Below are 25,790 nucleotides of genomic sequence, written 5' to 3'. Positions count from 1 at the left end.
CCGGCTGTAAGCAAGGCGTCCGTTTCCTTCTACGCCGGCAGAACTGAAAGAGACGCACCAACTTGGTGCGCCTCTTTTTTATTACATGGAAGAATGCTTTCTCCGGTGCGGCATGTTGGCCTTCTTACTCTCTTCGCCGCCATCCAGCATCTCCGAGCCGTCTCCACCCGGTTTAAAGATCCGGCGAAGCGTTCCCAGCATCGACAGCGCGTAGGCTACGGTAATGAAGCTGAATGCAATCTCCAGCACGACCACCAGCCGGGACGTGTTGTCCACAGCGGCTACATCACCATACCCCACCGTCACAAACGTCGCCATGCTGAAATACAGGAAGGTAATGAACTGGCTCAGCAAATCCTGACCGATATTAACACCTTCGAAGGATACACCTCCAAAGAGCTTATAGATGGACATATACACCAACGTGAAGAACAAAATACACATGCCCGCCGCCATGCTGATTCGAACCAGAGTTGTTTTCATATCGACGTGCTGATGAACCGAGTCAGCGATCTTATCAAATATGTACAGCACATAAAATATAACGGAGCATAGCGCAAACAGCAGGATCAAAGCGCGCATGCCGCCTTCTCCGGGCACAATCTTCATGAGATCGATCCACCCGAGCAGATCTTCAACCGACACCAGGGCATAAATGAGCAGCGGGGCTAGCAGCAAAGGCCTGCTGGACCATTTCTTATCCATGCTGTAGAAAAAATAGATCAACAGCAGCAATCCAGTTAAATTGAGCAGCCACATCCACCAGGACATGTTCAGTCCCCTCCTTCGGCTTGGGGCCTGACCAGCAGGCCTTACTATCATCCTATTACCCTCGAAACGGTACTGAAACACCTGGAGGTGGTTGGTAATCGGCGTAATTGGCGTGATGTGTTCATGGCAGCTGGTTCTCAAGACACTTTACGAGTCTAACGATTCTCCTCCATCCAGCGCACCGCATAATCCACCATGGCCCGTTGTTCAGCCAAGATGCATTTCGCCTTGCCTACACGGCCATGCTTGTATGCTTCCCTGCATTCAACTTCAAATGCTGTTCCCAAGGCTTCGAAATCATCGGAATGGTAGGTGATGTCCTGGAATGCTTCCCATTCCGTTCTCCCCTGCACTCTGCGTACCGGGGCATGGGCGGTAACTATCCTCTTTCCTTCCCAATCGGCGCGATATTCGCTAAGGTGGAATGATGTGTTATTGCCATAACCGCTCCCCAGCATCAGCACGTAGGCTCCTGTCTCATATAAACGCGCTAAAGGCGAGGTCTCTCCCAGGCTATAATCAAGCGCATGAGGATGCATGAGTGACTCTGCGTTCCTGCCGCGGGCAGCAAACGAGACATGAGGATGAGCGCTGCGGATAACGCCTTCCTGCTTCCGGAACACCTCCGGTATAATCCCCATGCCCGTAGTGACCGTCATATCGGGATGATAGGGCGGCATGCCCTCGCGGATCAGCTCCCACCATTTCGGGTCCGCCGGAGGATTTCCCCACGTCTCAGGATTGGTCAAGTTCGCAGATTGTGTCGGCATGACCAGTGTCCCTTCTTCGCCCAACACCTCCTCCAGCGCCAGTATGACTGCCTCTGGACCGCCAACAACCCACCCCCCAATGCTTTTGAGCGAGGAATGGACAAGCAAGGTCATTCCCTTCTGTACGCCCAGAATCATCAAGTCATCGCTTATGTCTTGTATCGTAATCGGTCTTTCTATAATCAACCTAACTCACCTCTGTTTAAATATCCGTAAAACACATGAATTATATCACACATTAAAAAAGCGCCTGTACCGAAGTGATGCCCCGGTCAGACGCCTTGGTTGTGAAACCTGAAATCCGATTAAACGCCAAGCCAGCGCTTAAACAGATGTTTGGTTGTATCCTTGTTCATTTCCGCAATGGACGTTGTAAGCGGAATGCCTTTCGGGCAAGAACGGACGCAGTTCTGCGAGTTGCCGCAGCCCTCAATGCCTCCATCCTGCATCAGAGCTTCCAGACGCTCTTCCTTGTTCATCTCTCCTGTCGGGTGAGCGTTGAACAAGCGGACTTGGGAAATGGCCGCGGGACCAATAAAGTCCGTTTTTTCGTTAACATTCGGGCAAGCTTCAAGACATACACCGCATGTCATGCATTTGGACAGCTCGTAAGCCCACTGGCGCTTCTTCTCAGCCATTTTCGGTCCAGGTCCCAGGTCATAGGTGCCGTCGATTGGAATCCACGCCTTAACACGCTTGAGCGCCGTGAACATACGACTGCGGTCGATAACCAGGTCTCTTACGACCGGGAACGTCTTCATCGGCTGAATCCGGATCGGCTGCTCCAGCTTGTCGATCAGCGCGGCACATGCTTGGCGCGGCTTGCCGTTGATGACCATGGAGCAAGCTCCGCAAACTTCCTCAAGGCAGTTGGAGTCCCAGCATACCGGCGCGGTTGTCTGACCTTGCGCATTTTTGGGATTACGCTGAATTTCCATCAGCGCACTAATGACGTTCATACCTGGACGGTATGGAAGCTCGAATTCCTCAGTGTAGGATTTCGTCTCCGGGTTGTCCTGGCGTGTAATGATAAACTTGACACTCTTTGAGGCGGCTGCCGTTTGAGACATATTAAATCCCCCTTCCTTCTTACTTGTCTTTCGAATAGTCGCGAATACGCGGCGGGATTAAGGAAACATCCACTTCTTCGTATGAAATCTGCGGTCCGTCAGGCGTCCAAGCAGCTTTCGTTGTTTTCAGGAACTCTTCATCGTTACGTTCAGGGAAATCAGGCTTGTAGTGAGCGCCGCGGCTTTCGTTCCGAAGAAGTGCGCCCAGCGTCATCGCCTCGGACAGCTCCAGCATGTTCCACAGCTGACGGGTGAATGCCACGCCCTGGTTGTTCCAGCGGGACGTATCCGTCATATTGATATTGCGGTAGCGCTGCTTCAATTCCTTGATTTTGCCGATGGTTGCCTCAAGCTTGTCATTATAACGAACCACCGTCATATTGTTGGTCATCCATTCGCCCAGCTCTTTATGGATCACGTAAGCATTCTCGGTACCTTCCATCTTGAGCAGGCCTTCGTATTTGTTGGTTTGCTCTTTCGCTACGCGATCAAATACGGTCGAGGAAATGTCCTCTGTCGACTTCTTCATGCCTTTGATATATTCAATGGCCTTCGGTCCGGCCACCATGCCGCCATAAATCGCGGAGACAAGGGAGTTCGCACCCAGACGGTTTGCACCGTGATATTGATACTCGCATTCCCCGGCTGCAAACAGCCCCGGAATGTTTGTCATTTGGTTGTAATCGACCCACATGCCGCCCATGGAATAATGGACTGCCGGGAAGATTTTCATCGGGATTTTACGCGGATCATCGCCCATGAACTTCTCATAAATCTCGATAATGCCTCCGAGTTTCACGTCGAGTTCTTTCGGATCCTTATGGGAGAGATCGAGGTAAACCATGTTCTCGCCATTGATGCCGAGTCCCATGTCTACGCACACAGAGAAAATCTCACGGGTTGCGATGTCACGCGGCACCAGGTTTCCGTAAGCCGGGTATTTCTCTTCGAGGAAGTACCAAGGCTTACCGTCTTTATAGGTCCAGATCCGTCCGCCTTCACCGCGTGCCGATTCCGACATCAAGCGAAGCTTGTCATCACCTGGAATCGCCGTCGGGTGAATCTGGATGAATTCCCCGTTTGCATAATGAACGCCTTGCTGATAGACAGCGCTTGCTGCTGTACCGGTGTTGATGACGGAGTTCGTGGTTTTACCGAAAATAATGCCGGGACCACCGCTTGCCAGAATGACGGCTTCCGCTTTAAACGCCTTGATCTCCATCGTGCGCAGATCCTGGGCAGCAATACCGCGGCAGATGCCTTCGTCGTCGATGATTGCGTTCAGGAACTCCCAGTTCTCGTATTTCGTAACGAGACCGGCGGTTTCCCAACGGCGAACCTGCTCATCAAGCGCATACAGCAGCTGCTGACCTGTCGTGGCGCCAGCGAACGCAGTACGGTGGCGCTTCGTTCCACCGAAACGGCGGAAATCGAGCAGCCCTTCCGGGGTACGGTTAAACATAACGCCCATGCGGTCCATGAGGTGGATAATGCCAGGAGCCGCTTCACACATCGCTTTTACAGGTGGCTGATTCGCCAGGAAGTCGCCGCCGTATACCGTATCGTCAAAGTGCTCCCAAGGAGAGTCACCCTCGCCCTTGGTATTAACAGCTCCATTGATTCCGCCTTGCGCACACACGGAGTGAGAGCGTTTAACAGGTACAAGTGAGAATAGATGAACGTGAGCCCCGGCTTCTGCCGCTTTGATGGTTGCCATCAACCCGGCAAGGCCGCCGCCCACTACAATAATATTAGATGCCATTTTTCGTTCACTCCCCTTAACTTAAGACTGTCTTAACTACATCGATCGCTGCTGTTGCCGCCGCTTGGAACTCAGAACTGCGGAATGCAGTCATAGCAAGAATAAACAGCACGCTCATCAGCACGAACAAGCCCATGCAGATGTAAGTAGATACCTTCTGCGCGCGCGGACCGACGGTGATGCCCCAGCTGACGAGGAACGCCCACAGGCCGTTTGCGAAGTGGAAGGTTGCTGAGACTACACCGATAACATACAGAATAAACAGCACGGGGTTGTTCATAATGTTGTGCATCGTGGCGCCCAGATCATCATGCGTGATTTTGCCGATGATGATTTGGAAACGCGTATCGTACATATGCCAGATAACGAATACAAACGTAATAACCCCGGTGACACGCTGGATAGTAAAGCGAATATTGCGCTCATAACTGTAGTTCCCTACGTTATTTTTGGCCTGATAAGCAATGTACAGACCGTAGATGCCATGATAAAACAATGGCAGCCAGATCAGGAACAGCTCGAGGAAAAAAACGAGCGGCATGCTGTTCAGGAAATGCACGGCCCCCTCAAAGCCCTTCTTTCCGCCCTCGAAAGCCTTAAAGTTGGAGATCATATGGCTGATCAAGAATGCTCCCAGCGGTATGACACCAAGTAAGGAATGTAGCTTTCTGGAATAATACCCTTTCATTAGTTGACGTTCCCCTTTCCAATGTGCAGCGTTTTCATTTTCAATCTTTCCTATTTTCAGAACAATTACACTTTCCCTGTCCTAAAGAGGTTGTTCAAAAAGCCCGCTTGGGATCGCGAAGTGAATCAAGAAGCCACTCGGCATCGAATCTTGAATTCAGCCGCACCTTCCGGTGCAGCGTACCCAAACTTCCAGCTGCGCACCTGACGTCCCTGGCTTCATCCAATCTAAGCGTTTTGAAGAAACGCACACCGGCAGCACAAGCCTCAGTATTGAAAACCGACCTCTTTGAACGCGGACTCAAACCGTTTCAACGACAAAAAGCTGCCTATTTCTGCAATAGTGTGAACAACTTGTGTCATGTCTCATGTTACTCCTTTTTTTCTTATAATGGAATTGCAATATAATTATTAATCGTTATAATCTATACGCATAAGCAATTATTTGCACGTATGTCTATTTTATATAGGAGGAATTTCATGTTCGAGGAACTGGACATGTTTGCCGTCGTTGTAGAGCAATCCAGCATTAATCAGGCGTCCAAACTGCTTAATTTGTCACAGCCAGCCCTGTCCAGAAAAATAGCGAAGCTTGAGGATCAGCTCGGACTGCAGCTTTTTAACCGCCGCGGCAAACGCCTGGAGCTCACCTCCATCGGTCAGATTGTGTACACCTTTGCCCTGGAGCAGCGGCAGCAGCAGCTCAAATTCATGCAGACTTTGGCCCATTACCGGGAGGGCGACCAAATATCGATCAATCTGGGTGCCAGCCTGACCACCCTTCAGACGACGCTGCCCCCGCTGGTCAATGCATTCATGGAGCGCCATCCTGCAGCCGAAATCAAGCTGATTACCGGCAAAACCCATGAAATCGTTTCGTATGTAAGAGATAAGCGGGTGGATGTCGGCATCGTTGCCTCCTCAATCAACCAGCCCGGCCTAAACTGCATTCCGCTGTTTGATGACCACTTGGAGCTTGTCATTCCCTCATCGCACCCGCTGGCTGACATCGAGGACGTCGGAATTGAGCAGCTCCAAGGACTGCCAATGATTATCTTCTCGACCGGAACGTGGTACCGCAAGCTGACGGATGACCTGTTCCACCGCTGGGGCATTATGCCGGATATTCGAATGGAAATTGACTCCTTCGAGGCGATCGTCCGTTTGATTCCTACCTGCAAGGCGGCAGCACTTCTGCCCAAGTCGTACCTCCGTCCACAGTTATTATCCGATAACGGACTGGTCGACATTCATATTCCCGCACTCATCGAAACCCGTCGAACGACGTCGCTGATTTACGGCCAGGCCTCGGAGCTCAGCAAAGCGGCCAGCAGGTGGATTGACGAGACAGAGATTCTGTTCCGGAGACTGGAAGAGGAAAAATCAAAAAAAACCTGACAGCGATCATAGCCGTCAGGTTTTTCTTCTATATTTATTTCTCAAGCATGTTCACGACTTCAGATTCAAAGCGGTCTACGTTATCATTGGATCCGATAACGACCATAATATCGCCCGAGTTCACCACGTCCATGGCGGTCGGAGCCACAATAATGCCGGTTTGCTTATTCAGGGCTACCACGCTTACGCCATAACGAACCCTCGTATTCAGCTCGCTCAGTGTTTTTCCGTCCATGCAGTCCGTAACCGTCATCTCCACAATCAAATAGTCCTTGGATAATTCGATATAATCAAGCAGGTTCGGCGTAACGAGCTGGTGAGCTACCCGAATGCCCATATCCCGCTCCGGAAAGATGACCCGGTCCACGCCCAGCTTCTCCAGAGCCCGGCCATGCAGGACCGAAATCGCCTTGGCCACTACCGTGGTAACACCAAGCTCTTTCAACAAGATGGCGGATAAAATACTCATCTGGATATCATTCCCGATTGCAACAATCCCACAATCGAAGTTGCGGATCCCGAGTGATTTAAGCACCTCTTCATCTGTAGCATCCGCGACCACCGTATGTGTTAGCAGCTCGCTCATATCCTCGACAACCTCTTCGTTCCGGTCGATGCCGAGCACCTCATATCCCTGTTCCATCAGTTCAAGCGCCAGGCTGGAGCCAAATCGTCCTAAACCGATAATTGCAAATTGCTTTGGTTTCATGTCTCTCCTATACTCCTTATCCAATAATCATTTTGCCTTCCGGATGACGATATAATTCTTTACCCTTTTTCGGCCCTAGTGCATAAGCAAGTGTCAGCGGACCCAATCGTCCTGCAAACATCGTAATACTGATCAATATTTTGCCGAACACGGTCAGATCAGGCGTTAAGCCCATCGAGAGCCCCACCGTACCGAACGCGGACGTTGTTTCGAACAGGATTTCCAGGAACTCCCCTTCCTCTGTCGTGGACAGAATCATGGAGACCGCAAGAACGAGCAGCAAGGCGAGAAGTGCGATGGTTAACGCCTTCAGTACCCGCTCCTGTGCAAGCCGATAACGGAACATGACGATGTCGTCGCGTCCCCGCATCATGGCGATGACCGCACCAACCATTATGGTAAACGTCGTTGTTTTGATACCGCCCCCGGTTGATCCGGGAGATGCGCCGATAAACATGAGAATCACGATGAAAAACTGTGTGGCCTGCCTTAGGCCCGTAATATCTATAGTATTCGCACCCGCTGTGCGCGGCGTTACAGATTGGAACAACGCTCCTAAGAACTTCCCGCCCCAATTGAGGGAGCCGAGCGTTCGCGGATTGGTGAATTCAAATATGAGAATAACGATAAATCCGAGCAGCAGCAGCGCTCCTGTCATAGAGAGCACCACCTTGGAATGCAATGACAGTCTCCGCTGTTTCCGAAAGTCAATCAGATCAGACAATACAATGAAGCCAATACCGCCTGAAACAATCAAAAACATCACGACCACGTTTACCACCGGATCGTATACATACCCGGTCAAGCTTCGAAAATCGCCAAACAAATCGAAACCGGCATTGTTGAACATGGTCACCGCATGAAAAACACCGTAATATATCGCTTTTCCGATCGGCATATCAAACGCCCACCGGATAGACAGCAGTACAGCGCCACAAGCCTCAATCACGAGTGAGTATAACAATACTCTGCGAATCAGCCTTACGATGCCTTCCATCGAGGATTGATTCATCGCCTCCTGCAGGACAAGACGATCCTTGAGGGAAATTCGCCGTTTGAGGACCAGGGCAAACAAAGTAGCCATCGTCATGAAGCCGAGCCCGCCAATCTGAATCAGCAGCATGATCACGATCTGACCGAAAGAACTGAATGTTGTCCCTGTATCCACCACAACCAGACCCGTTACGCACGTTGCTGATGTCGAAGTGAACAATGCATCAATAAATCCAAGCGGCTCGCCGGTTCTACTGGAAATCGGCAGCATTAACAATGCAGCCCCGATGAAGATAATGGCCGCAAAACCAAGCACCAGAATCTGCGGCGGGGACAACCTGAGCCATTTTAATTTGGAGTTCAATCCGTCACCTTCTTAAAAAAAGTCAAAGAAAAAAGACACTGGAAAACGCAGTGCCCCTTACGGTCTGGTTCCTGTGCTGCAGCCTACGAGGTTAGCTGACGGATTCGGGCATTTCCACAGGTCGCCCTATTCATTATTCTATAGAATAATGAAATTCACCCCAATTACATGGTTCCCCCATTTTCAGTACGAAATTCGGCTGGAATATTCGGTTCCTTGAAGCATGATGTGATTATAACCCAATCCGGTACGTAACCCAACGCCGTTTTTCACCCAAAAAGTCTTTAAAAGAGCTCGAATTGGGCATATTCAAGAATACAAGCGTATGGTTCTCTAACATTTTCGAAACCTTTCATTCATTTTCATCGTTTTATTTCATTATTACCAAATTGGGATAAGCTGCTTATCCCTTTCATATCTATGTTATATTGGCTCTATGCGTTCTTCATCAGGCAGCTCTAATACCCAGTGGAGTATCAACTTTCCAGAGGAGGAAATTCATGAATCGTGCAAGAGAGCCTTTGAGGCTGAAGCCCAACTTGAAGCAGCTCATCGCGCCTGCCGCAGTTGGCCTGATTTTGTTCCTGTTATTTCAGGTATTTCCATCAGCCAATACGGATTCTACCGAGATGGCCACTCCGGATATTATATCCAAAGCACAAGCCCAGCAAGCCGCTTCCAGGTTCGCACAGGAGCACTTGCAGTTCTCCGCTGCGGAAGCTGAGGAGACATTGATTACATATCAATCCAAATCGGAGCTTTACGGATATTTAGCGAGGGAAAAGAAACTCTCGGAGTACAACAAAACCTTTGAGGCCAAATATCCCTATGACGTATACCGCGTTCGCTTCAGCGAGCCGGGAGGCGATGCCCTCAATGTGGACGTGCATATGCAGAATTCCGGCATCGTCGGGTTCTCGTATGATTTTGCCCGCTCCAGTTATGACCGGATTGAACTGAACAAGGGTAAAGTGCAGAAACAAATGCTCCTTGTCGTAGAGGACGGCATGACTTTGGCCGATAAGCAGCAGCTTGCCGAGCCTTGGCTCAAGCGTGCAGGCTACGATATTTCGCATCTGAAGCTGGTTACGCGGGAAGGAGAACCCCGGCTGAAATACGTGGATCCGGAAACCAAGATCGGCGATTCCGTGCTGGAGCTGCGCTTCACCTTCGAGCACGGGAAATTACGCTCCTATGAGCCATCCTTCTCGATTCCGGCTGCGCATTCCGCTTATGTAAACAAGCAGACTCAAGATGCAACACTGCTAACGCTGGCGGGTTACGGTTTGTTTACCCTGATTCTTGGCATACTTGCCATTGTGTACAGCGTGAAGACCAGAGCCTACACCTCGTTTAAACGCGGCTTGTTCCTATCGGCGCTGCTATTCGTTATTCAAATGCTGAATACGTACAATCTGGTACCCGTGTTCAAATCCGAGGGCATGTCTTCCACCGGCATTCTCGGCATGATGATATTCTATGCGGTTTATTCGCTTATCTTCTCCGCGCTGCTCTACTTCTCCTTGGTCGGAGGCAACGGGCTGTGGCAAAAAGAAGACGGCCTCAACCCATGGCCGCGGGCCAAGGAAGCCGGGTATGGACGTTATGTGCTGGATAGCATGAAGCTGGGGTATATGTGGGCGTTCATTCTGCTCGGGGTTCAATCTGTGATCTTTATTGTTCTTGGCCTTACCTTGAATACATGGTCCACAACCGATGCCACGCAATCGCCATACAATATGCTGTATCCATGGCTGTTCCCTTTGATGGCCTGGTTTGCAGGCATATCGGAGGAAGCCGTATACCGGCTGTTTGGTATCAAAATGCTGAAGAAAATCGTTCGCAATACCTTTGTGGCAAGTTTGATCACCTCGCTCATCTGGGCGCTGGGGCATACGCTTTATCCGATATACCCCGTGATCTCGAGGCCTATCGAGCTGGTCATCATCGGATTGCTGTTCAGTTACATCTTCTTGAGATACGGGTATCTCGCGGCCATGTTCTCCCACGTCATCTTCAACAGCATTCTGATGGGCCTCAGCCTCATTATGCTCAAGGATACCGCTAACTTGCTGATCGGGGTGTTCTACATGGTGCTGCCGGGAATTGTTGCTTATTTGATATACCGTTTCAATCCGACAAAAAAAGAGAAGCCGTATGTTACGACTCCTCCTCACGAAGTGCATTAAGAATTTGCGTTGCTAATTTTTCACCTATGGAAAGGGGCTTGAAGTCTTCGACTGAAGCCTCTTTTATTTTTTTGACCGAGCCAAAATGCTTCAGCAGCAGCTTGCGGCGCTTCTCCCCTATGCCGGGAATGGAATCGAGCTTCGAGGATACCATCGATTTGCCGCGTTGATCGCGGTGGAAGGAAATCGCAAAGCGGTGAACCTCATCCTGGATGCGCTGCAGTAAATAGAACTCCTGGCTGTCCCGTGGCAGTGTTACCGGCTCCGGTGGATCTCCGATCATTAACTGCGCCGTTTTGTGCTTGGCGTCCTTCACAAGCCCGCATACCGGGACAAACAGTCCCAGCTCATTCTCCAATACATCGATGGCCGCAGAGATTTGTCCCTTGCCTCCATCAACCACGATAAGGTCGGGAAGCGGCAAGTTCTCCTTCAAGACGCGCTCGTACCGCCGCCGAATCACTTCACGCATCGTATCATAATCATCCGGTCCCAGGACGGTGCGGATTTTGTATTTGCGGTATTCCTTTTTATCCGGCTTCCCATTGGTGAATACCACCATGGCCGATACCGGATTGCTCCCCTGTATGTTCGAGTTGTCAAATGCTTCAATCCGGTTGAGCGACTGGAGTCCAATCACTTCACCCAGATTAGCCGCCGCAACCGAGGTGCGTTCTTCATCGCGCTCGATCAACCGGAACTTCTCGTCCAGGGAAACCCTCGCATTATCCGATGCCATGCCCACCATCTGTTTCTTCAAGCCCCGCTGCGGCACGTGTACCTTCACTCCAAGCCATTCCTGCAAGGCGGCAGCCCCGCCGGCGGCATCCACGATACCCTCTGCCTCCGCCTTCTCCTCTTGAGCCTGGACTAAGGCTTCCTGCAGCTCTTCCGCAGAACCTGCAGTTGGCTGGCTCGCCGAATCCGCGGCATTCTCCTTGCCCTGTACGCTTTCAGCTTCGATAACGGTTCCCGTTGCGGTTACTGAACCAGCAGCTTCCTCTATCAACAGAGGGCCAGGGAGCAAAATTTCTTGCGGCAGTGCAGGATTGTCGCTGTAATATTGGGCAATAAAAGACATAAAGTCACTGTGCGCATCCCCGTAGAACGGAAAGACGGATTTGTTGCGCTGCACCATTTTCCCCTGCCGCATGTACAGAATCTGCACACACATCCAGCCTTTATCCACAGCATAACCGAATACGTCGCGGTCCCGTGTATCCGTGGTCGTAATCTTCTGCTTCTCCATTAAGGTATCGATATGGATGATCTGATCCCGCAGCTCTTTGGCACGCTCAAAATATAAATCCTCCGCGGCCTCCTGCATTTTGCGCTGCAATTCCTTCTTGATCTCTTCATGTCCGCCGTTCAGAAAAGAGTTAATCTCGCCGGTAATCTGCTCATACGCGGAATTCGGCACTTCCTTCACGCATGGAGCCAAGCATTGCCCCATATGATAATACAAGCACACTTCTTTAGGCATGACACCGCATTTGCGCAAAGGGTACATCCGGTCCAGCAGCTTTTTGGTCTGCTGTGCCGCATACGCATTCGGGTAGGGGCCAAAATATTTCGCTTTATCTTTAAGCACCCTTCGGGTCACTTCCAGACGAGGATGCTCTTCATTCGTAATTTTAAGGTATGGATAGGTTTTATCATCCTTCAGCAGCACGTTGAATCTGGGCTGATGTGTTTTGATCAGGTTGCACTCCAGAATGAGTGCTTCCATGTTGCTGCCTGTCACAATGTATTCGAAATCGCGAATTTCCGAAACGAGCATTTGGGTTTTTCCGTTATGGCTACCGGTAAAATAAGAGCGCACCCGATTCTTCAGCACCTTGGCCTTGCCCACGTAGATAATCGTTCCATCCTGATTTTTCATCAGGTAACAGCCGGGCAGATCCGGCAGTAATGCCAGCTTATGGCGAATACTCTCAAGCGCCTTCTCCTGCTCCTGCAGCTGTTTAGCAAAATCGTCCATGCTTTTCCTCCTCTCCAAGGAGATTATATATTATTAACCATAAATATAAACCATTATGAATAACCACACAAAGCGCCTTCGGGTTTATACCGAAGGCGCTGTATGAAAGCGGATTTCAGCTGATGCCAAACCACGCTTATTGATGTTTTGCAATAATGCCTTTCAAGGCTTCCTTGGAATTCAAACCAACCACTTTATCGACAGGCTGGCCGTCTTTAAAGAAGATCATGGTCGGAATGCTCATCACGCCAAAGCGTGCTGCGGATTCCGGATTCTCATCCACGTTCACCTTTGCGATTTTCACATCATCACCGAGTTCTGAAGACAATTCGTCCAGAATCGGAGCAAGCATTTTACAAGGGCCGCACCACGGCGCCCAAAAATCAACTACAACCGTTCCTTCGCCTTCAACTTCATTCACGAAGGTTTGGTCGGTAACATTGACGATAGCCATTGTATTCTCCTCCTCACAGGATAAGATCGGGTATAGTGCAAATCATAATTGTCGAATGGGTCGACGAATTTAGTATACCACAATCGGCCCGAAAAAGTGAAATATACTCACCTAAAGAAAGAGGATTTCACGGGATTTTTATGCAATCTTTACAAATGATTTGCGCATTGGGTATACTACTAGTAACAAGTCGGGTGACTGTCAAGTTTTCGTGTTCACACGACATGTTCACCTTTTGAGGAGGCAAGCACCATGGATGTAAACGTACGCGTTAACGATCCACGGGAGCACATCAATGAAGAACCACGCAATGACTTTGGCGATTTGATGATGGGCTTCGTGGGGATGTTCGGTTTCATGACCATCATCTTTTTCGGATTCGTTATTATCAAGTTCCTGGTCGGCTAATTGATGATTCCTTGTGCAGCATTAAAAAGTCTGATCCCGCCGCGTTCTGTACGCTAACGGGATCAGACTTTTTACGATTTCCGGGAAGTTTGTTCATGATAAAGATGTGACCGCCGCAATCGATCTAAAATTTACCTCGCTGGTTCTCGCCGAATAAGTGGACCACATCCACAAAAGGCGCAATCCGGTTCATCAACCGCTGCCCCTTATGGGCTTCTTCGCCGTCCTTGCTTGTGAAGCTGAGATGCTGCTCAAGTCCGTCGAGCGGATAGTTTGACGTATAGAAGGTCGGCAGCCGGTTCATCCGGAAATTCAGGATGGAACCAAGGACATGATCCCGAACCCACGGATTCAAGTTCTCCGCACCAATGTCGTCAAAGATTAGCAGATCGCAATGCTTCATGGTCTCCACCATTTCCTTCAGCTTCTGTCCATCCTGCATCATGGTTTTCAGATCCTCCACGAAATCAGGCATGTACACAATGACGCCCGAGTGGCCCACCTTCGCGAGCTCATGCATCAAATACCCCATCAGATAGGTCTTCCCGGTGCCAAACGAACCGGTAAGATACAGTCCTCGCGGAGACAAGCCGTTCTCCTTGGTATCCCGGATATATTTAAAGACCTGATGAACCGCAGGTGCCCGCAAACGGTCCTTTGCCATAATCTCCATATTGTTATAACCTTCGTTCAAGGCATGCTCATCCACATAAAAGCTGCGAATCCGTTTCTTGATCTGGTCCTCGCTGGTCTTTGCAATCTGCAAGGAACAAGGAGCCTTCCGCTCATAAATTTCTACCGTTCCATTCACCCGCTGAATATCCAGCTTGCTGATATGCCCCTGGAAATCATTTGGACAGCGGTCCAGCCCCGGACACGACTGGCAATGGGCCTGGTCCCCCGCATATTGATACAGTTTACTTAAATTTAAGCGTATGACCCGATCATCGATTTCCGGGAATTCGCTCCGCAATGCTTGTATCAGAGGATTCTTGAGTAAATCCTCCGTAATCTGCTCGGTTCTGCGCCGAAGCGCAGGACTTTTCATACTCTCTAGCAGTTCACCAAGGGACTCCATCTCTTTTTCCTCCTCTCATGAGCGGTATCTCATTACCCGCCCTTCTTATTGCCAGCTTGCATTTCTGCTGCAAATCGCATCATTTCTTCGAACTCCTCATCCGATACGGCCTCGCCCTGATCGGACTCCAGCGCCACCGGGATTTCCGGCTTCACCTTCCCGCCCTTAGCGTATGTACGCGTACGTTGCGTGGTTGCCTTCTGTTTGCCTTTCATCTTGGCTTGATCACGTATATATTGAACAGCTTTCTCGTAGCTGTTAACCTGCTTCAGCAGCATGTTGGAAGCGATCGCTTCCACAAAATTGCGGTTGATCCGCTGCTCGCCGCCTGCGGCAATAAGCGACATTAAATAATGAATGAGCACGTTGATGACTTCACCCGGCAGTTTGTAGCTCAGATCAATCTTTTCAAAGATATCCAGGAACTGTGCAGGAACGGAGCCTGGAAAGAACGTCTGCAGCAGCCGGGTATAGGGTTCGTTGCGAAGCATCATATTATATTGGTGTATATCACATTTCGATTGGAACTGGGCTGGAACCTCCACATAAAATTCCGTCTGTACCGCATGCTCCTGTACGGGCTCGTCCGGATCGGCTGTCATCTCCTGATGGAGAGCGATCACTTTGCCTGCCGTAATCTGCCGCTTCTCCTGCATCTTCATTCCTTGACGGAAGTGAAGGCTGGCCTTGTGCTGCAGATCATCCAGCACGACCTCGCCATGCTCGGTAAATATGCCGTCCTCATCCAGCAGCCGGCACAAGTCCTGCGTGCTCAGATCGTATTTGCGCACAACGTAATTCACAATGCCCATTTGCTCGTGATCATAGCGGAGCCGCTCCACAAAGACCCGATTGCGGGATTCACGCGGGAAGCGAAGAATGATGTCGGCATAATTCAGGCCATCCCCTTGCGGATTCGGCGGCAGGATGGACTTACGCGACACCGCGACCTCCTCCAGCGCTTGCTCCAGCTCATAATCAATAACGTGCGTGTTCAACTCAAAAATATCATAAAAGGGAACCGAAATGTTCTCCTTGTTTAAGGAAATACCGGACCATTCAAGAGGCTCCTTGCTCCACAGCTCTTCCCTTAGCGACAGGACGGCAAATTTCCCCACCTTGTCCCGAAGCAGCAGTGTCAGATGCTGTGTGTTGAAGAACTCCGCCGGACTGAGCGGCGCCTGCAGCTCATATTCATATACATGGTCATCCGTTTCCGGGACGAACATCCGGCTTGTCTGCAGTAACCCTACCGCTTCAAGCTTGGAGGTTTGTTCAATGAGATAACGGCGTCCTTTTTCACTAGGATCAAGTCCCAGAGTCAGGAATAATCGTCGCTGCTGTTCAATGGCCGAATAACCCACCTTCTCCACCGGTACATGGGAAACGAGAAGACGGTACAGACTGACCGCAAACGCACCAACCATCGGTTGATAAATCGAACCAAGCATTTTGTCATCCAGGCCGCTTAAACAGAAGTCACGGTATACGCAGTAACGGTGGTTCTCGGTAAAATGTAAAAAATTAGTCATGCGCATCGTTTATGCTCCCCCTGTCGCCCAAAAATAGACTTCCTCTATTCTATCATAAATCCGAAGATCAGAAGTCGGTTCTTTCGCATCAAAAATTATGGAATTCGCGTATCCAAGCTTTGCATGGTTCCACAAATAATAAATGACGGCCCCCGGGTATTGAAGAGCCGCCATTAACACTACATTCAATTTGCGCCAAGCGCACTAAAACATTCTAAAGCCTTTAATACGCAATGTCTTAATGGTCCATCCGCTCAAATAAGCACCGATCAGACCTGCAACCCCCGTTAAGTAATCAACCAGTTGGAATGATCCGACGTGAGTCCAGAACGACATTTGGCCCCGATCCCACAAGCTGTATACAACGACTGGCAAGATAACAATCACAAACAAAAAGCATGGAAACCAAGTCGTTTTCATCAACATATTCAGGATAAAACCGATACCGAACATCATGACAAAAAACAAAATCATCAGCACGAGCACAGGAATAAATTGAAGCATGATCGCTGTTTTCACCTCTTCTTTATCACCTACGCATAGCAGCTATTCTACAATATTGCAGCAAGAAACAGCACACCAAGCTTTAGCTAATAGCTAGTTTACTAAAAATCATGTCACAGATCAACGAACAATCGTGAATACATTGTGTCATCGTTTGCCCTTCCGACCACGCTTACAGTACAATGAAGGGAGTTAATGCAAGCGGTTATCCGCTTCAATGATAACGAACATAACGTTTAGGAGTGATTACATGAACGAAGCTGCAATGACGCTGGAGGGCTGGTATGCGCTGCATGATTTCCGTACCATCAATTGGCCGGCCTGGAAAGCTGCAGATGAAGAAGTACGCGCTTTTGCGCTGGACGAGCTGAATGCGTTCCTTCAGGAATGGGATGCCATCGAAGCCGCTAAGCAAGGCAGCACCGCTGTATATACGATCGTCGGCCAGAAAGCCGATTTTGTATTCATGCATTTGCGCGAGACGCTAGAAGATCTAAACGCGATAGAGAATGCCTTTAACAAAACGACGTTTGCGCAGTTCACCACCAAGGCTTATTCCTATGTAAGCATTGTTGAGCTGAGCAACTATCTGGCCGGCTCTTCCGATGAGGATCCGATGCAGAATCCGCATGTTATCGCTCGTCTGAAGCCAGCCCTGCCTAAATCGAAGCATATTTGCTTCTATCCGATGAACAAAAAACGAGACTTGTCGGACAACTGGTACATGCTGAGCATGGATGACCGTAAATCCATGATGAAGAGCCATGGGATGATTGGCCGCGGCTACGCAGGCAAAGTAAAACAAATCATTACCGGTTCTGTTGGACTCGACGATTGGGAATGGGGCGTAACGCTGTTCAGCGATGAAGCCCTTCAGTTCAAAAAACTCGTGTATGAAATGAGATTTGACGAAGTGAGTGCACGTTTTGGCGAGTTCGGTCCTTTCTATGTCGGCAACCTGCTTGACCAGGCTTCATTTACCGATTTGATGAAGGTATAACTCCTTCTAACACATAGATAACATGTACAAAAAAAGGGATGCTCTCTAATTCAGGAGAGCATCCCTTCTTCATTCATTATCGTTTTCCTCATCTTGTTCTTGCTTGCGCAAGGTTTCAAGATATTCCGCTGTCGCCCGGTCGCGGGCACGTCCTTTATCCTTTAGCCGCTCGATGGCAGGAAGAATAAGAATGTCGACTTCCTGCTGAATCGTATACGCAAGATCGTATTGATCTTGCGACTCCAGATAGGAGCCAACCTCCATTAAGGCGTTGTAACGATCCAGCTCATCTCTTGTGAGCAGCCCCCGTACTTGAACGCTGCAGTGTCTCATTTACAGAAACCTACCTTTTTTCAGGACGAGCGGAATCCCCCCGATAATAAAGAGGTAGCGGAGATCAACCAATTTTTTCAGCTGAGCCGCTTTCCAGCCCTGATATTTCTTATCCCCGACAACAGCAATGCCTTCACCTCGGCCGAGGGAGGCTACCGTGCCTTTATTACTGAACTCGAACTTGCGCATCGACTTGTCCCGAATTGCCGCAACGATATTCTGGGCGCAGCATACACCCTGCTGCATCGCCATCTGGGCGGTCGGCGGATAAGGACGGCCTTCCTCATTAAAAATCAGGGAGTTATCGCCGATAATATAAATATTCTCATACCCGGGAGCACGCAGATATTCATCGACCTTCACGCGGCCTCTCATCGTTTCGAAGCCTGCTGCTTCAACCAAGCGATTGCCGCGGATACCGCCGGTCCATACCACCGTTGCCGCTCTGATCTCTTCGCCGTTGTTCAGCACGACGCCGCCCGGCAGGCATTCCTTGATGGCAATGCCCATTTTGAAGGTTACGCCCTTCTTCTCAAGAACGTTCATGGCGTACTCCACCAGCTCCGGTGCAAATCCCGGAAGGGCAGCTGGCGCGGCTTCTACGTTATAGATATTCACCAGTGTCGGATCGACATCATATTCCTTGCACAATCTCGGAATGCGGTCCGCCAGCTCGGCTACAAACTCGATGCCGCTGAAACCTGCCCCGCCCACAACAAAGTTAATGCGCTCTTGCGGTCTGCGCTCATTCTTATATAAAGCAAATTGATACTCAATATGCTCACGAATCAATCGGACCGAGTTGATGCTTCGGATGGTCATCGCATGCTCGGCGAGCCCTGGAATACCAAAGGTTTCCGGTTCCCCTCCAAGCCCGATGACTAGGTAGTCGTAAGATAAAGTGCCATCTTCAAGAATCACCTTCTTGTCGTGAAGACGGATCTCCTGCACCGAGGATTTGACCAGATCGATTTTAAACTCGTCAATCAGCTTCGAAATGGATACCCGGGTGTTCTCAATGCTGTCTGTTCCTGCTGCCGGCATATGCAAATGCGTTGTAATATAATGATAATCATGGCGATTCACCAATGTAACATCGGCCTCATTATAATTCAGCTCTTTTTGCAGCCGCTGCGCTGTCAATATGCCCCCGTAACCCGCGCCAAGGATTACGATCTTCGGTATGCTGCTCATTCTACTGCTCCTTCCAGCTTACTCTTTATATATACAGTATGGTACACATGTTAACATTCTGTGAATTACACCCAAAAAAAGAGAAGAGCCCTTATCAGAGCCCGTTTCATCATTTGACCTGATTATCCATTTTTGTTCAAAAACAGCTGTCATTCTGCGGTTTCCGTACAGTTGCTACTATTATCAAAATATATTGCAACCCTGTAATGAACACAAGTTATCACGTTAATCATATGCATAAACCATGCAAATATCAAGATTTTTTTTGCCATTTAATATGCAAATTTATCCACCTTTTATACCCTGACATACTAAGTAAGCGCAAACATTCCAATGTTAGGTATTTTAGCTCAATTCTCGTCTTTTCATGCTGGTTCGGGGCGATTATAATAGGTAAGGAATTCATGAATCAGCTTAATCCAGGCAAGAACGTCTGTCTGATTCGAATATAATCTCATTTTATGGAGGTGCTTACCGCATGACAACGATGCCACAAGACAACAACATGACGGATCTTTTGATTATCGGTGGCGGACCTGCCGGCATGTTTGCCGCTTTTTACGGCGGAATGCGCCAAGCTTCGGTAAAACTTATCGAGAGCATGCCTCAACTCGGAGGTCAACTGGCTGCGCTGTATCCGGAAAAATATATTTATGACGTAGCAGGCTTTCCGAAAGTGACCGCTCAGGAGCTTGTGAACAATCTGTCCACACAAATGGAGCTCTTTCAAACGGATATTCGTCTTGAAGAAAAGGTCCAGGCTGTGGAAAAGCTCGAGGAACGTCATTTTGTCGTGAAAACCGATCTGGGGGAACACCATGCCAAAGCCGTGATTATCACAGCAGGTGTAGGTGCGTTCCAACCCCGTCGTCTGGAAGTTGAAGGTGCCGAGAAATACGAGAAGAGCAACCTTCATTATTTCGTAAACGATCTCAGCCGCTTCAAGGGCAAGAAGGTTCTCATTAGCGGCGGTGGCGATTCCGCTGTGGACTGGGCACTCATGATCGAACCCATTGCAGAGCAAGTCACCCTGGTTCACAGACGCGACAAGTTCCGTGCTCACGAGCATAGTGTCGAGCAGCTGCTGGCATCCAAGGTGAACATCATTACACCAACAGAAATCACCGAATTGTTTGGTGAGGAAGCCATCACCAAGGTTACCCTTTCCCATATCAAGACCAAGGAAACGCAGGAGATTGAAGTGGACGATGTGATTGTCAACTTCGGATTTGTCTCTTCCCTCGGTCCAATCTCCGAATGGGGCATTGCGATTGAAAGCAACTCCATCGTTGTGGATTCCCGCATGGAAACCAGTATTCCCGGAATTTTTGCGGCCGGTGATATCACCACCTATCCGGGCAAGGTTAAACTGATCGCCGTCGGATTTGGTGAAGCGCCTACCGCTGTGAATAACGCCAAGGTATACTTTGATCCTGAGGCCAGACTCGCTCCGGGCCACAGCAGTAACATGAAATTATAAGGTACATGACTTCGACTTCATATAGAACGTTATTATAGAAAAAAAGGTATCTTCGTTCCGAAGGGCTTAAGCCCGGCCCAGAATCGAAGATACCTTTTCTATTTCGTCAAAGCCTATGTAGAACTTGGTTGAAAGCTCCCACATTATATACGTATCATGTCGTAAGTTATCTGCTCTATATACGAAAAATCTGATTAATGCAGGATGCTGCCGGAATCGGTGTCCAAGTTCCGTTTATGAATTTCAGCTAATAGTAGAGTGATGAACTCTCGCTCCAACTTCAATTCAACAGCCATATGATAGGAATCGAGAAGCATCTCATCCGTCAACATAGCCATCCCTCTCACACCCCTTCCTCAAATTTCCTGAATCTATCATATCAGACATACTAAAGCGGAACAACTGTTCGCTTATCCACAGCCTTCTGTGGAAATCCTGTGTATAATTTGTTGGTAAGTGTAAAAAACAGGGTCATATCAAAGTGGATTATGGGGATAAATGTTATACACAGGATTTGGAACAACTCTACTATAAAAAAAAATAATCAATTATTATATCGGAAACTTGTGGTTATTTTTTAATTACCCTATTAAAAAATCATATAAACGAATATCAGGGGGAATAACGAACAAAAAATCAGCTTGGTCTTGTATTAACTTCCAAAATCCAAATCTTCCCTTCGTTGTCCAGACCATAATCAAACCCCAGTTCCCCGATTCCCGGAAAGCGTGATTCCATTATTGAAATACACTGCCTGGTTACACGACGCATTTCATTTCGCTTTTCCCTTGCATTGATATGGGGCAGCGACAACCGAAGCGCGTGGCGACACCGAAGCAGCGTTCCCCCTTTGCAAATATTCGTAACAAACAGCCCCGGGCTGGCGAGCCGCCCAAGCATTGCTCTGAACTCCCATCTCCCTCTCTCCTTAACCACCTTCACCCGGTAATCCAGTGGACGCCCATGGATTTTAGCCAAATGAATGCCCTGCTGAATCATGTAACGCCGTTTAAGTTTCATTCTGCCCAGTACCTGCAACAGGGAATTCAATGTATCTGCATGAACCGTACGTCTCTTATGGGTTACCAGGTACCCCGTCCCGTCTTTCTGTATTCGGATGACTCCGTTACCACCGGTACCTACAATCGGCTTGATCACGACCATTTCGTGTTCCGCCAGCATTGAGACCAGGGTATCCCCTCCATACGACTCGGTAGCCGGAATGTAGGGAGCAACCTGCGGATCGGTCAGCAGTGCCTCCGTCTTTAGCCACTTGCTGGCCAGCTGTCTTCCCGCCATGCTGCTTTCGCCTCCTTTTATTCATGACATACGTTATTCTATTCCCGTATCCGCGCTTTTTCTTGGATGATTGTCCGTGAGAGTATGCCTAATAATTTGTCTACCCGGTGTTGTCGCGATGGCTTCCCTTTCCAAATGATGTGATCTATCGTATAGTAAGAAAAGAGCTTTGTCCGTAATAAATCCATCACGCTTGGATAACGATAAAGGAGGCTTTGTCACCTTGGCAGAGTTGTTTGAAGTATTGTACTGGATTGCCATTGTCGGCATGTCCGTTGCCCTTGCAGCCATCACCGTTCTTATCTTTGTCATGGGCTTCAAGTTCATCAAAGACAAGCGCCGGGTACTCGGAGCGGGCTGTATCGTCTTTTCGCTTGTGGCAGCCGGTATGATTGTGCTGATGCTGAACGACACCTTCTTCTTCCCCGTATGATCGGTTAAGGAGAACATAAAAAAATGCAGCTTACCACCTCTATGTCGGGCGGGCTGCATTTTTTTGTTATGTGCCTCTGAATTATGGCCTGAGTTTCTTCTTCATCTATATATTATGTAGGAAGCGGCAGGTGTTACACAAAAAAAGACCGCTGCGACGAGAAACGTTGCAGCGGTCCTATTCTCATAGGATGTTACCGTAATGGTTTCATCACCCTTCTCAATTACAATTGCCTCAAAAAGAGTCCACTGAAAACACAGGAGGTATAAAATGTTAAAAAAGAAAACGTCATTAATCTTAACAGCTATTATTTCGTTAGTATTATTGTTCTCCTCAAGTGTATACGCTTACGTATCTTTAAAAACTGGGTATTTGTCACCAAGTATAAGGTTTGCCCCCCAGGGTTTACCTTCACAGTATGAATCGGCCCTCATCAGCGCTGCGGCTTCTTGAAATGCGGCTTCTACTAAAGTGTATATTAGCCGAGATGCTAACGCTGATAATACTGTTATAATGGGTAATTTATCCGATACTCAAATTTTTGGAAGCTACACGCCACAGTTTTTAGATAGACATGGTCAAGCTTCTCAATTTCAGATTTGGATCAATCAAACTGCAGTAGTTAATCAAACAACTCTAGGGAAGGATTTTTGGAATGTTGCTCAGAGTATATTCGCTCATGAATTGGGCCATGCATTGCATATAGGTGACCTCAGATCAGGCGATGTACTAATGAATCAGCTTAGAGATTGAAATAAAATAGTTAAACCTCAACCAGATGATATTAATGGTGTAAACGCTTATGTTTACCCTAAACAATAAGAATGGGGGAGAATCCATGAAAAAACAAACTATGAGATTTCGGAGGGGTCACGCGTCAGAGGCATGCGGCAGGAAAATTGCGCAAACTCACAATAAATCACAACGTATAAATCGCCCTTCCGTAGATCCGCTCATTTTCGACCGTAATCTGCTAATGTCGTCCGTGTCGTTAGGACCGCAATATTCCGACTATTTGTAACGCTGCGTAAACGTGCTCAATCCAAGAACCGGAAGAGAAACGATCAGAACAAGCAAGATACTTCGTTAGGCAGTATAATTTGCTTGATCCCGGCGGCTTACGGAACGATGTTTCGATCTAGGAGAAAAATGTGCATTGGAGTGTTGATTCAGTCATACAACGAGGGGAAACCTAATAATCATAAGTCGTTAAAACTACACGAACTAAGGATCGGATGAGAGATACAGGACACGTAATTCTTTGCCGAAGCAAAGGTATAGTGAACAATAGTGAAAATTAAAAATTATAAATTTATACTGATCTGTGAAATAATATCAATTAGAATGGAAGAAGGTCCTTATACCTCAAGAGGGGAGGAAGATAATGTTTATTGATAAGTTGCTAGGAGTTTGCGGAGGATTGTGTAGCGTTGTGATTTATATTATCGTTTGTTTTTTCAACCCTACCGAAATGTTGAATTGGGGTACTATTACGATCTTACTCTTTATGTTATTTATCCCTGGTTGTTTGGCAGTTTTTTCAGCCATAGCACGTAGAAGAGGACTCATGCTAATTTCTATAGTTTGGTTGATACCTGTGGCTCTTTATTTCTCTGGGGGAAATGGAGTATATAGATATACGTGGATTATAATCGTGTTGTTATCTGTTAGCTTTATCTTAATGAACTTTAAGAAACCGACTACCCATAGTAGGTAGTCGGTCATTTTCACTTAATATATTTCGATTGTACTCCATAACAATAGTTCGCCTTCACCAGTTATGTCCTGAATCGCATCATAGTCAAACCCAGCATTGTTTTCTCCCCAAACATAGACATTGTGAGTAACCCATGTTCCTTTATTATGGTCACCAAAATCATAATTATGAAAACTCCCATATGCTGCTTGTCCTACTGCAGTGCCATCTTGCCTATCATTTCTCCATGATTGTTCAAGATCAACGTACCAATTAGTTTTGAGTGGAGAATTTTTAACAGCCCAAGTTGCAGATCCGCCAGTACTATAAGCAGGATACCCATTCTGTGAATACCAGTATAGCAGAGCTTTTGTATAGACAATATCCCAATTCGCGGGATCTTTTGTTAACAACTTAATTTGCTTGTTCCACAAGGGAGCGAAAGGCTCAATCGTTTTTTGGTATTTGGGGTCATTAGACAGGTCAGTTCTGATAACGTTATATGTATTATTCTCGGAGTTCACTTTAATGTCTAATCGAACTGGGTTATCAGCAGCATTACCTGAGCCACTAAAAATCCTTCTCTGTGTTCCATCAGAAAGTTGTTGAATGGTCACCTTCAAACTCTCATTCTTTTCTACCGATGACAGAATAGTCTCCTTAACAACAGCCTTTGGACTTTCTTTTTCTTCTTCTGCAGACGCTACTCCAGAAAATAAACCAGCTACTAGTGTCAGAGAAAACAAAATACTTAATACCCTTCTTTTCTTCATTGTTACCCCTTCCCATTTCAAGATTTAATTACCTTTATATAGTAATATATGTATATAAAATGTGTCTATAAATACTAATAAATTATTTTTCTTTATTGATAGAATATTCATATAATCGTGTAGCCATTTAACGAAGTATCCGTAATGCTTCTCATAATCCTTTATCGTACGATCACGCAAACCCTCCGCCTTCTTCTCGCTGATTGCCATGTCGAGCGCTTGCTTAAACGTTAATTGCGAATAACTCTTATCAATATTGATTCGTTTCGTGCGCTTTTTTAAAGACATAAAAAACGACCTCCATAACGGTTATTTACCGTCATAAAGGCCGTGATCCACAATCATGGCGCCTATGCTTCCGCAAGGCACATCCGGAACCGTCAACGCTGAAAACCCGCTTCTTAACAAGGCTCCTCGCTCGGTTTGCCTGCGTCTTCTCGCGTGCGGAACGACGAACCGCAGCCGCAAGTAACCGTAGCATTCGGGTTGTGAATGGTGAAGCCTCCGGTCATGCCGGATTCTTCAAAATCAATCTCAAGACCGTTCAGGTATTTCAGGTCGTCCTTCTCAACGACCACCTTCATATCCTGCAAGTCCATATATACGTCTGCTTCCGTTTCACTGTCATCAAAGCCCATTGCATATGAAAAACCACTGCAACCGCCGGCAGTGACACCCAATCGAAGGAACATATTGGGCGTTTCCTGTTCAGCAAGCATTTCTTTCAACCGTTCTGCAGCCGTTTCGCTGATTGTTATCATAGGTCACCCTCCTTTTCGTTCACCCTTTAAGTATACTCCTCTTCGCGGATTCGCTCAAGGTTCTTATGATGGTCATTTTGCCATATGAACAATTACCTGTTTTCAATTCCTCTATTTGTATTGCTACCCCGAGGGGTCAGGTTTATAATAG

General features: G+C 48.0%; 24 protein-coding genes and 1 riboswitch. Of the genes, 6 read left to right on the top strand and 18 right to left on the bottom strand.

The window, feature by feature from the left end:
* Positions 1 to 81: 81 nt before the first annotated feature.
* The 5 genes from B9D94_RS04145 to B9D94_RS04125 form a co-directional block, all read right to left on the bottom strand.
* Positions 82 to 771 carry a potassium channel family protein gene (locus tag B9D94_RS04145; protein ID WP_006212583.1) on the bottom strand — a complete coding sequence of 230 codons (690 nt, stop codon included), beginning with the start codon at positions 769 to 771 and terminating at the stop codon, positions 82 to 84.
* A gap of 155 nt (positions 772 to 926) precedes the next feature.
* Complete coding sequence (locus B9D94_RS04140; RefSeq protein WP_063477732.1) at positions 927 to 1,727, bottom strand: AAC(3) family N-acetyltransferase; 801 nt, start codon at positions 1,725 to 1,727, stop codon at positions 927 to 929.
* Between the two features lie 119 nt (positions 1,728 to 1,846).
* Entirely contained in the window at positions 1,847 to 2,611 is a 765-nt protein-coding gene (gene sdhB / locus B9D94_RS04135; RefSeq protein ID WP_006212585.1) for a succinate dehydrogenase iron-sulfur subunit, read from the bottom strand.
* 19 nt (positions 2,612 to 2,630) lie between these two features.
* The gene (gene sdhA, locus B9D94_RS04130; RefSeq protein WP_006212586.1) at positions 2,631 to 4,373 is read right to left on the bottom strand and encodes a succinate dehydrogenase flavoprotein subunit; all 1,743 of its coding nucleotides are present in this window, start codon (positions 4,371 to 4,373) and stop codon (positions 2,631 to 2,633) included.
* A 16-nt stretch (positions 4,374 to 4,389) separates the two neighbouring features.
* On the bottom strand, positions 4,390 to 5,061 hold the full coding sequence (locus B9D94_RS04125) for a succinate dehydrogenase cytochrome b558 subunit (protein ID WP_006212587.1): 672 nt from the start codon (positions 5,059 to 5,061) through the stop codon (positions 4,390 to 4,392).
* A gap of 479 nt (positions 5,062 to 5,540) precedes the next feature.
* On the opposite strand from B9D94_RS04125, the gene B9D94_RS04120 reads away from it, so the two are divergent.
* On the top strand, positions 5,541 to 6,458 hold the full coding sequence (locus B9D94_RS04120; RefSeq protein ID WP_006212589.1) for a LysR family transcriptional regulator: 918 nt from the start codon (positions 5,541 to 5,543) through the stop codon (positions 6,456 to 6,458).
* Positions 6,459 to 6,492: 34 nt separating this feature from the next.
* Here the strand turns inward: B9D94_RS04120 and B9D94_RS04115 are convergent, their stop codons facing one another.
* On the bottom strand, positions 6,493 to 7,167 hold the full coding sequence (locus B9D94_RS04115; protein ID WP_006212590.1) for a potassium channel family protein: 675 nt from the start codon (positions 7,165 to 7,167) through the stop codon (positions 6,493 to 6,495).
* 16 nt (positions 7,168 to 7,183) lie between these two features.
* The gene (locus tag B9D94_RS04110) at positions 7,184 to 8,524 is read right to left on the bottom strand and encodes a TrkH family potassium uptake protein (RefSeq protein WP_148246494.1); all 1,341 of its coding nucleotides are present in this window, start codon (positions 8,522 to 8,524) and stop codon (positions 7,184 to 7,186) included.
* Positions 8,525 to 8,589: 65 nt separating this feature from the next.
* A riboswitch (cyclic di-AMP (ydaO/yuaA leader) is annotated at positions 8,590 to 8,735 on the bottom strand.
* Positions 8,736 to 9,024: 289 nt separating this feature from the next.
* Between B9D94_RS04110 and B9D94_RS04105 the strand changes: the two genes are divergently transcribed.
* Complete coding sequence (locus tag B9D94_RS04105; protein WP_148246493.1) at positions 9,025 to 10,713, top strand: CPBP family intramembrane glutamic endopeptidase; 1,689 nt, start codon at positions 9,025 to 9,027, stop codon at positions 10,711 to 10,713.
* Here B9D94_RS04105 and uvrC read toward each other — a convergent pair.
* A complete protein-coding gene (uvrC, locus tag B9D94_RS04100) occupies positions 10,685 to 12,694 on the bottom strand; it encodes an excinuclease ABC subunit UvrC (RefSeq protein ID WP_148246492.1) in 2,010 nt (669 codons plus the stop codon). The genes B9D94_RS04105 and uvrC overlap by 29 nt on opposite strands.
* Positions 12,695 to 12,830: 136 nt before the next feature.
* Entirely contained in the window at positions 12,831 to 13,148 is a 318-nt protein-coding gene (gene trxA / locus B9D94_RS04095) for a thioredoxin (protein ID WP_006212593.1), read from the bottom strand.
* 252 nt (positions 13,149 to 13,400) lie between these two features.
* Between trxA and B9D94_RS04090 the strand changes: the two genes are divergently transcribed.
* Complete coding sequence (locus B9D94_RS04090) at positions 13,401 to 13,556, top strand: hypothetical protein (RefSeq protein ID WP_006212594.1); 156 nt, start codon at positions 13,401 to 13,403, stop codon at positions 13,554 to 13,556.
* A 124-nt stretch (positions 13,557 to 13,680) separates the two neighbouring features.
* On the opposite strand, the gene dnaI is transcribed toward B9D94_RS04090, so the two are convergent.
* The 3 genes from dnaI to B9D94_RS04075 form a co-directional block, all read right to left on the bottom strand.
* On the bottom strand, positions 13,681 to 14,634 hold the full coding sequence (dnaI, locus tag B9D94_RS04085; protein ID WP_006212595.1) for a primosomal protein DnaI: 954 nt from the start codon (positions 14,632 to 14,634) through the stop codon (positions 13,681 to 13,683).
* A gap of 32 nt (positions 14,635 to 14,666) precedes the next feature.
* Entirely contained in the window at positions 14,667 to 16,172 is a 1,506-nt protein-coding gene (locus tag B9D94_RS04080; RefSeq protein WP_036644694.1) for a replication initiation and membrane attachment family protein, read from the bottom strand.
* Positions 16,173 to 16,370: 198 nt separating this feature from the next.
* A complete protein-coding gene (locus B9D94_RS04075; RefSeq protein ID WP_036644784.1) occupies positions 16,371 to 16,670 on the bottom strand; it encodes a YuiB family protein in 300 nt (99 codons plus the stop codon).
* A 250-nt stretch (positions 16,671 to 16,920) separates the two neighbouring features.
* Here B9D94_RS04075 and hemQ point away from each other — a divergent pair, with 250 nt between their 5' ends.
* Positions 16,921 to 17,670 (top strand): hydrogen peroxide-dependent heme synthase, encoded by a 750-nt coding sequence (gene hemQ / locus B9D94_RS04070; protein WP_006212597.1) that lies wholly within the window; start codon positions 16,921 to 16,923, stop codon positions 17,668 to 17,670.
* Between the two features lie 69 nt (positions 17,671 to 17,739).
* On the opposite strand, the gene B9D94_RS04065 is transcribed toward hemQ, so the two are convergent.
* Together B9D94_RS04065 and B9D94_RS04060 are read right to left on the bottom strand one after the other, a co-directional pair.
* Complete coding sequence (locus B9D94_RS04065) at positions 17,740 to 18,003, bottom strand: hypothetical protein (RefSeq protein WP_063477738.1); 264 nt, start codon at positions 18,001 to 18,003, stop codon at positions 17,740 to 17,742.
* Positions 18,004 to 19,197 carry an NAD(P)/FAD-dependent oxidoreductase gene (locus B9D94_RS04060; RefSeq protein WP_006212599.1) on the bottom strand — a complete coding sequence of 398 codons (1,194 nt, stop codon included), beginning with the start codon at positions 19,195 to 19,197 and terminating at the stop codon, positions 18,004 to 18,006. It lies immediately after the preceding gene.
* Between the two features lie 478 nt (positions 19,198 to 19,675).
* Here B9D94_RS04060 and B9D94_RS04055 point away from each other — a divergent pair, with 478 nt between their 5' ends.
* Entirely contained in the window at positions 19,676 to 20,677 is a 1,002-nt protein-coding gene (locus B9D94_RS04055; RefSeq protein WP_148246491.1) for an NAD(P)/FAD-dependent oxidoreductase, read from the top strand.
* A 194-nt stretch (positions 20,678 to 20,871) separates the two neighbouring features.
* Here the strand turns inward: B9D94_RS04055 and B9D94_RS04050 are convergent, their stop codons facing one another.
* Both B9D94_RS04050 and B9D94_RS04045 read right to left on the bottom strand, forming a co-directional pair.
* Complete coding sequence (locus B9D94_RS04050) at positions 20,872 to 21,015, bottom strand: sporulation histidine kinase inhibitor Sda (protein WP_006212600.1); 144 nt, start codon at positions 21,013 to 21,015, stop codon at positions 20,872 to 20,874.
* A gap of 298 nt (positions 21,016 to 21,313) precedes the next feature.
* Positions 21,314 to 21,976: a YheC/YheD family protein gene (locus B9D94_RS04045; RefSeq protein ID WP_036644697.1), complete on the bottom strand. Its 663-nt coding sequence runs from the start codon at positions 21,974 to 21,976 to the stop codon at positions 21,314 to 21,316.
* 223 nt (positions 21,977 to 22,199) lie between these two features.
* On the opposite strand from B9D94_RS04045, the gene B9D94_RS04040 reads away from it, so the two are divergent.
* Entirely contained in the window at positions 22,200 to 22,409 is a 210-nt protein-coding gene (locus B9D94_RS04040) for a hypothetical protein (RefSeq protein ID WP_006212602.1), read from the top strand.
* A 1,731-nt stretch (positions 22,410 to 24,140) separates the two neighbouring features.
* On the opposite strand, the gene B9D94_RS04030 is transcribed toward B9D94_RS04040, so the two are convergent.
* Both B9D94_RS04030 and B9D94_RS04020 read right to left on the bottom strand, forming a co-directional pair.
* Positions 24,141 to 24,878: a hypothetical protein gene (locus B9D94_RS04030; protein ID WP_036644701.1), complete on the bottom strand. Its 738-nt coding sequence runs from the start codon at positions 24,876 to 24,878 to the stop codon at positions 24,141 to 24,143.
* Positions 24,879 to 25,279: 401 nt separating this feature from the next.
* Positions 25,280 to 25,639, bottom strand: coding sequence for a HesB/IscA family protein (locus B9D94_RS04020; RefSeq protein WP_006212606.1), 360 nt, complete (start codon positions 25,637 to 25,639; stop codon positions 25,280 to 25,282).
* Between the last annotated feature and the right edge of the window lie 151 nt (positions 25,640 to 25,790).

The organism is Paenibacillus sp. Cedars, from assembly GCF_003184205.1.
GTDB lineage: Bacteria > Bacillota > Bacilli > Paenibacillales > Paenibacillaceae > Paenibacillus_AQ > Paenibacillus_AQ glucanolyticus.
This window is presented reverse-complemented; position numbering and strand designations above follow the sequence as displayed.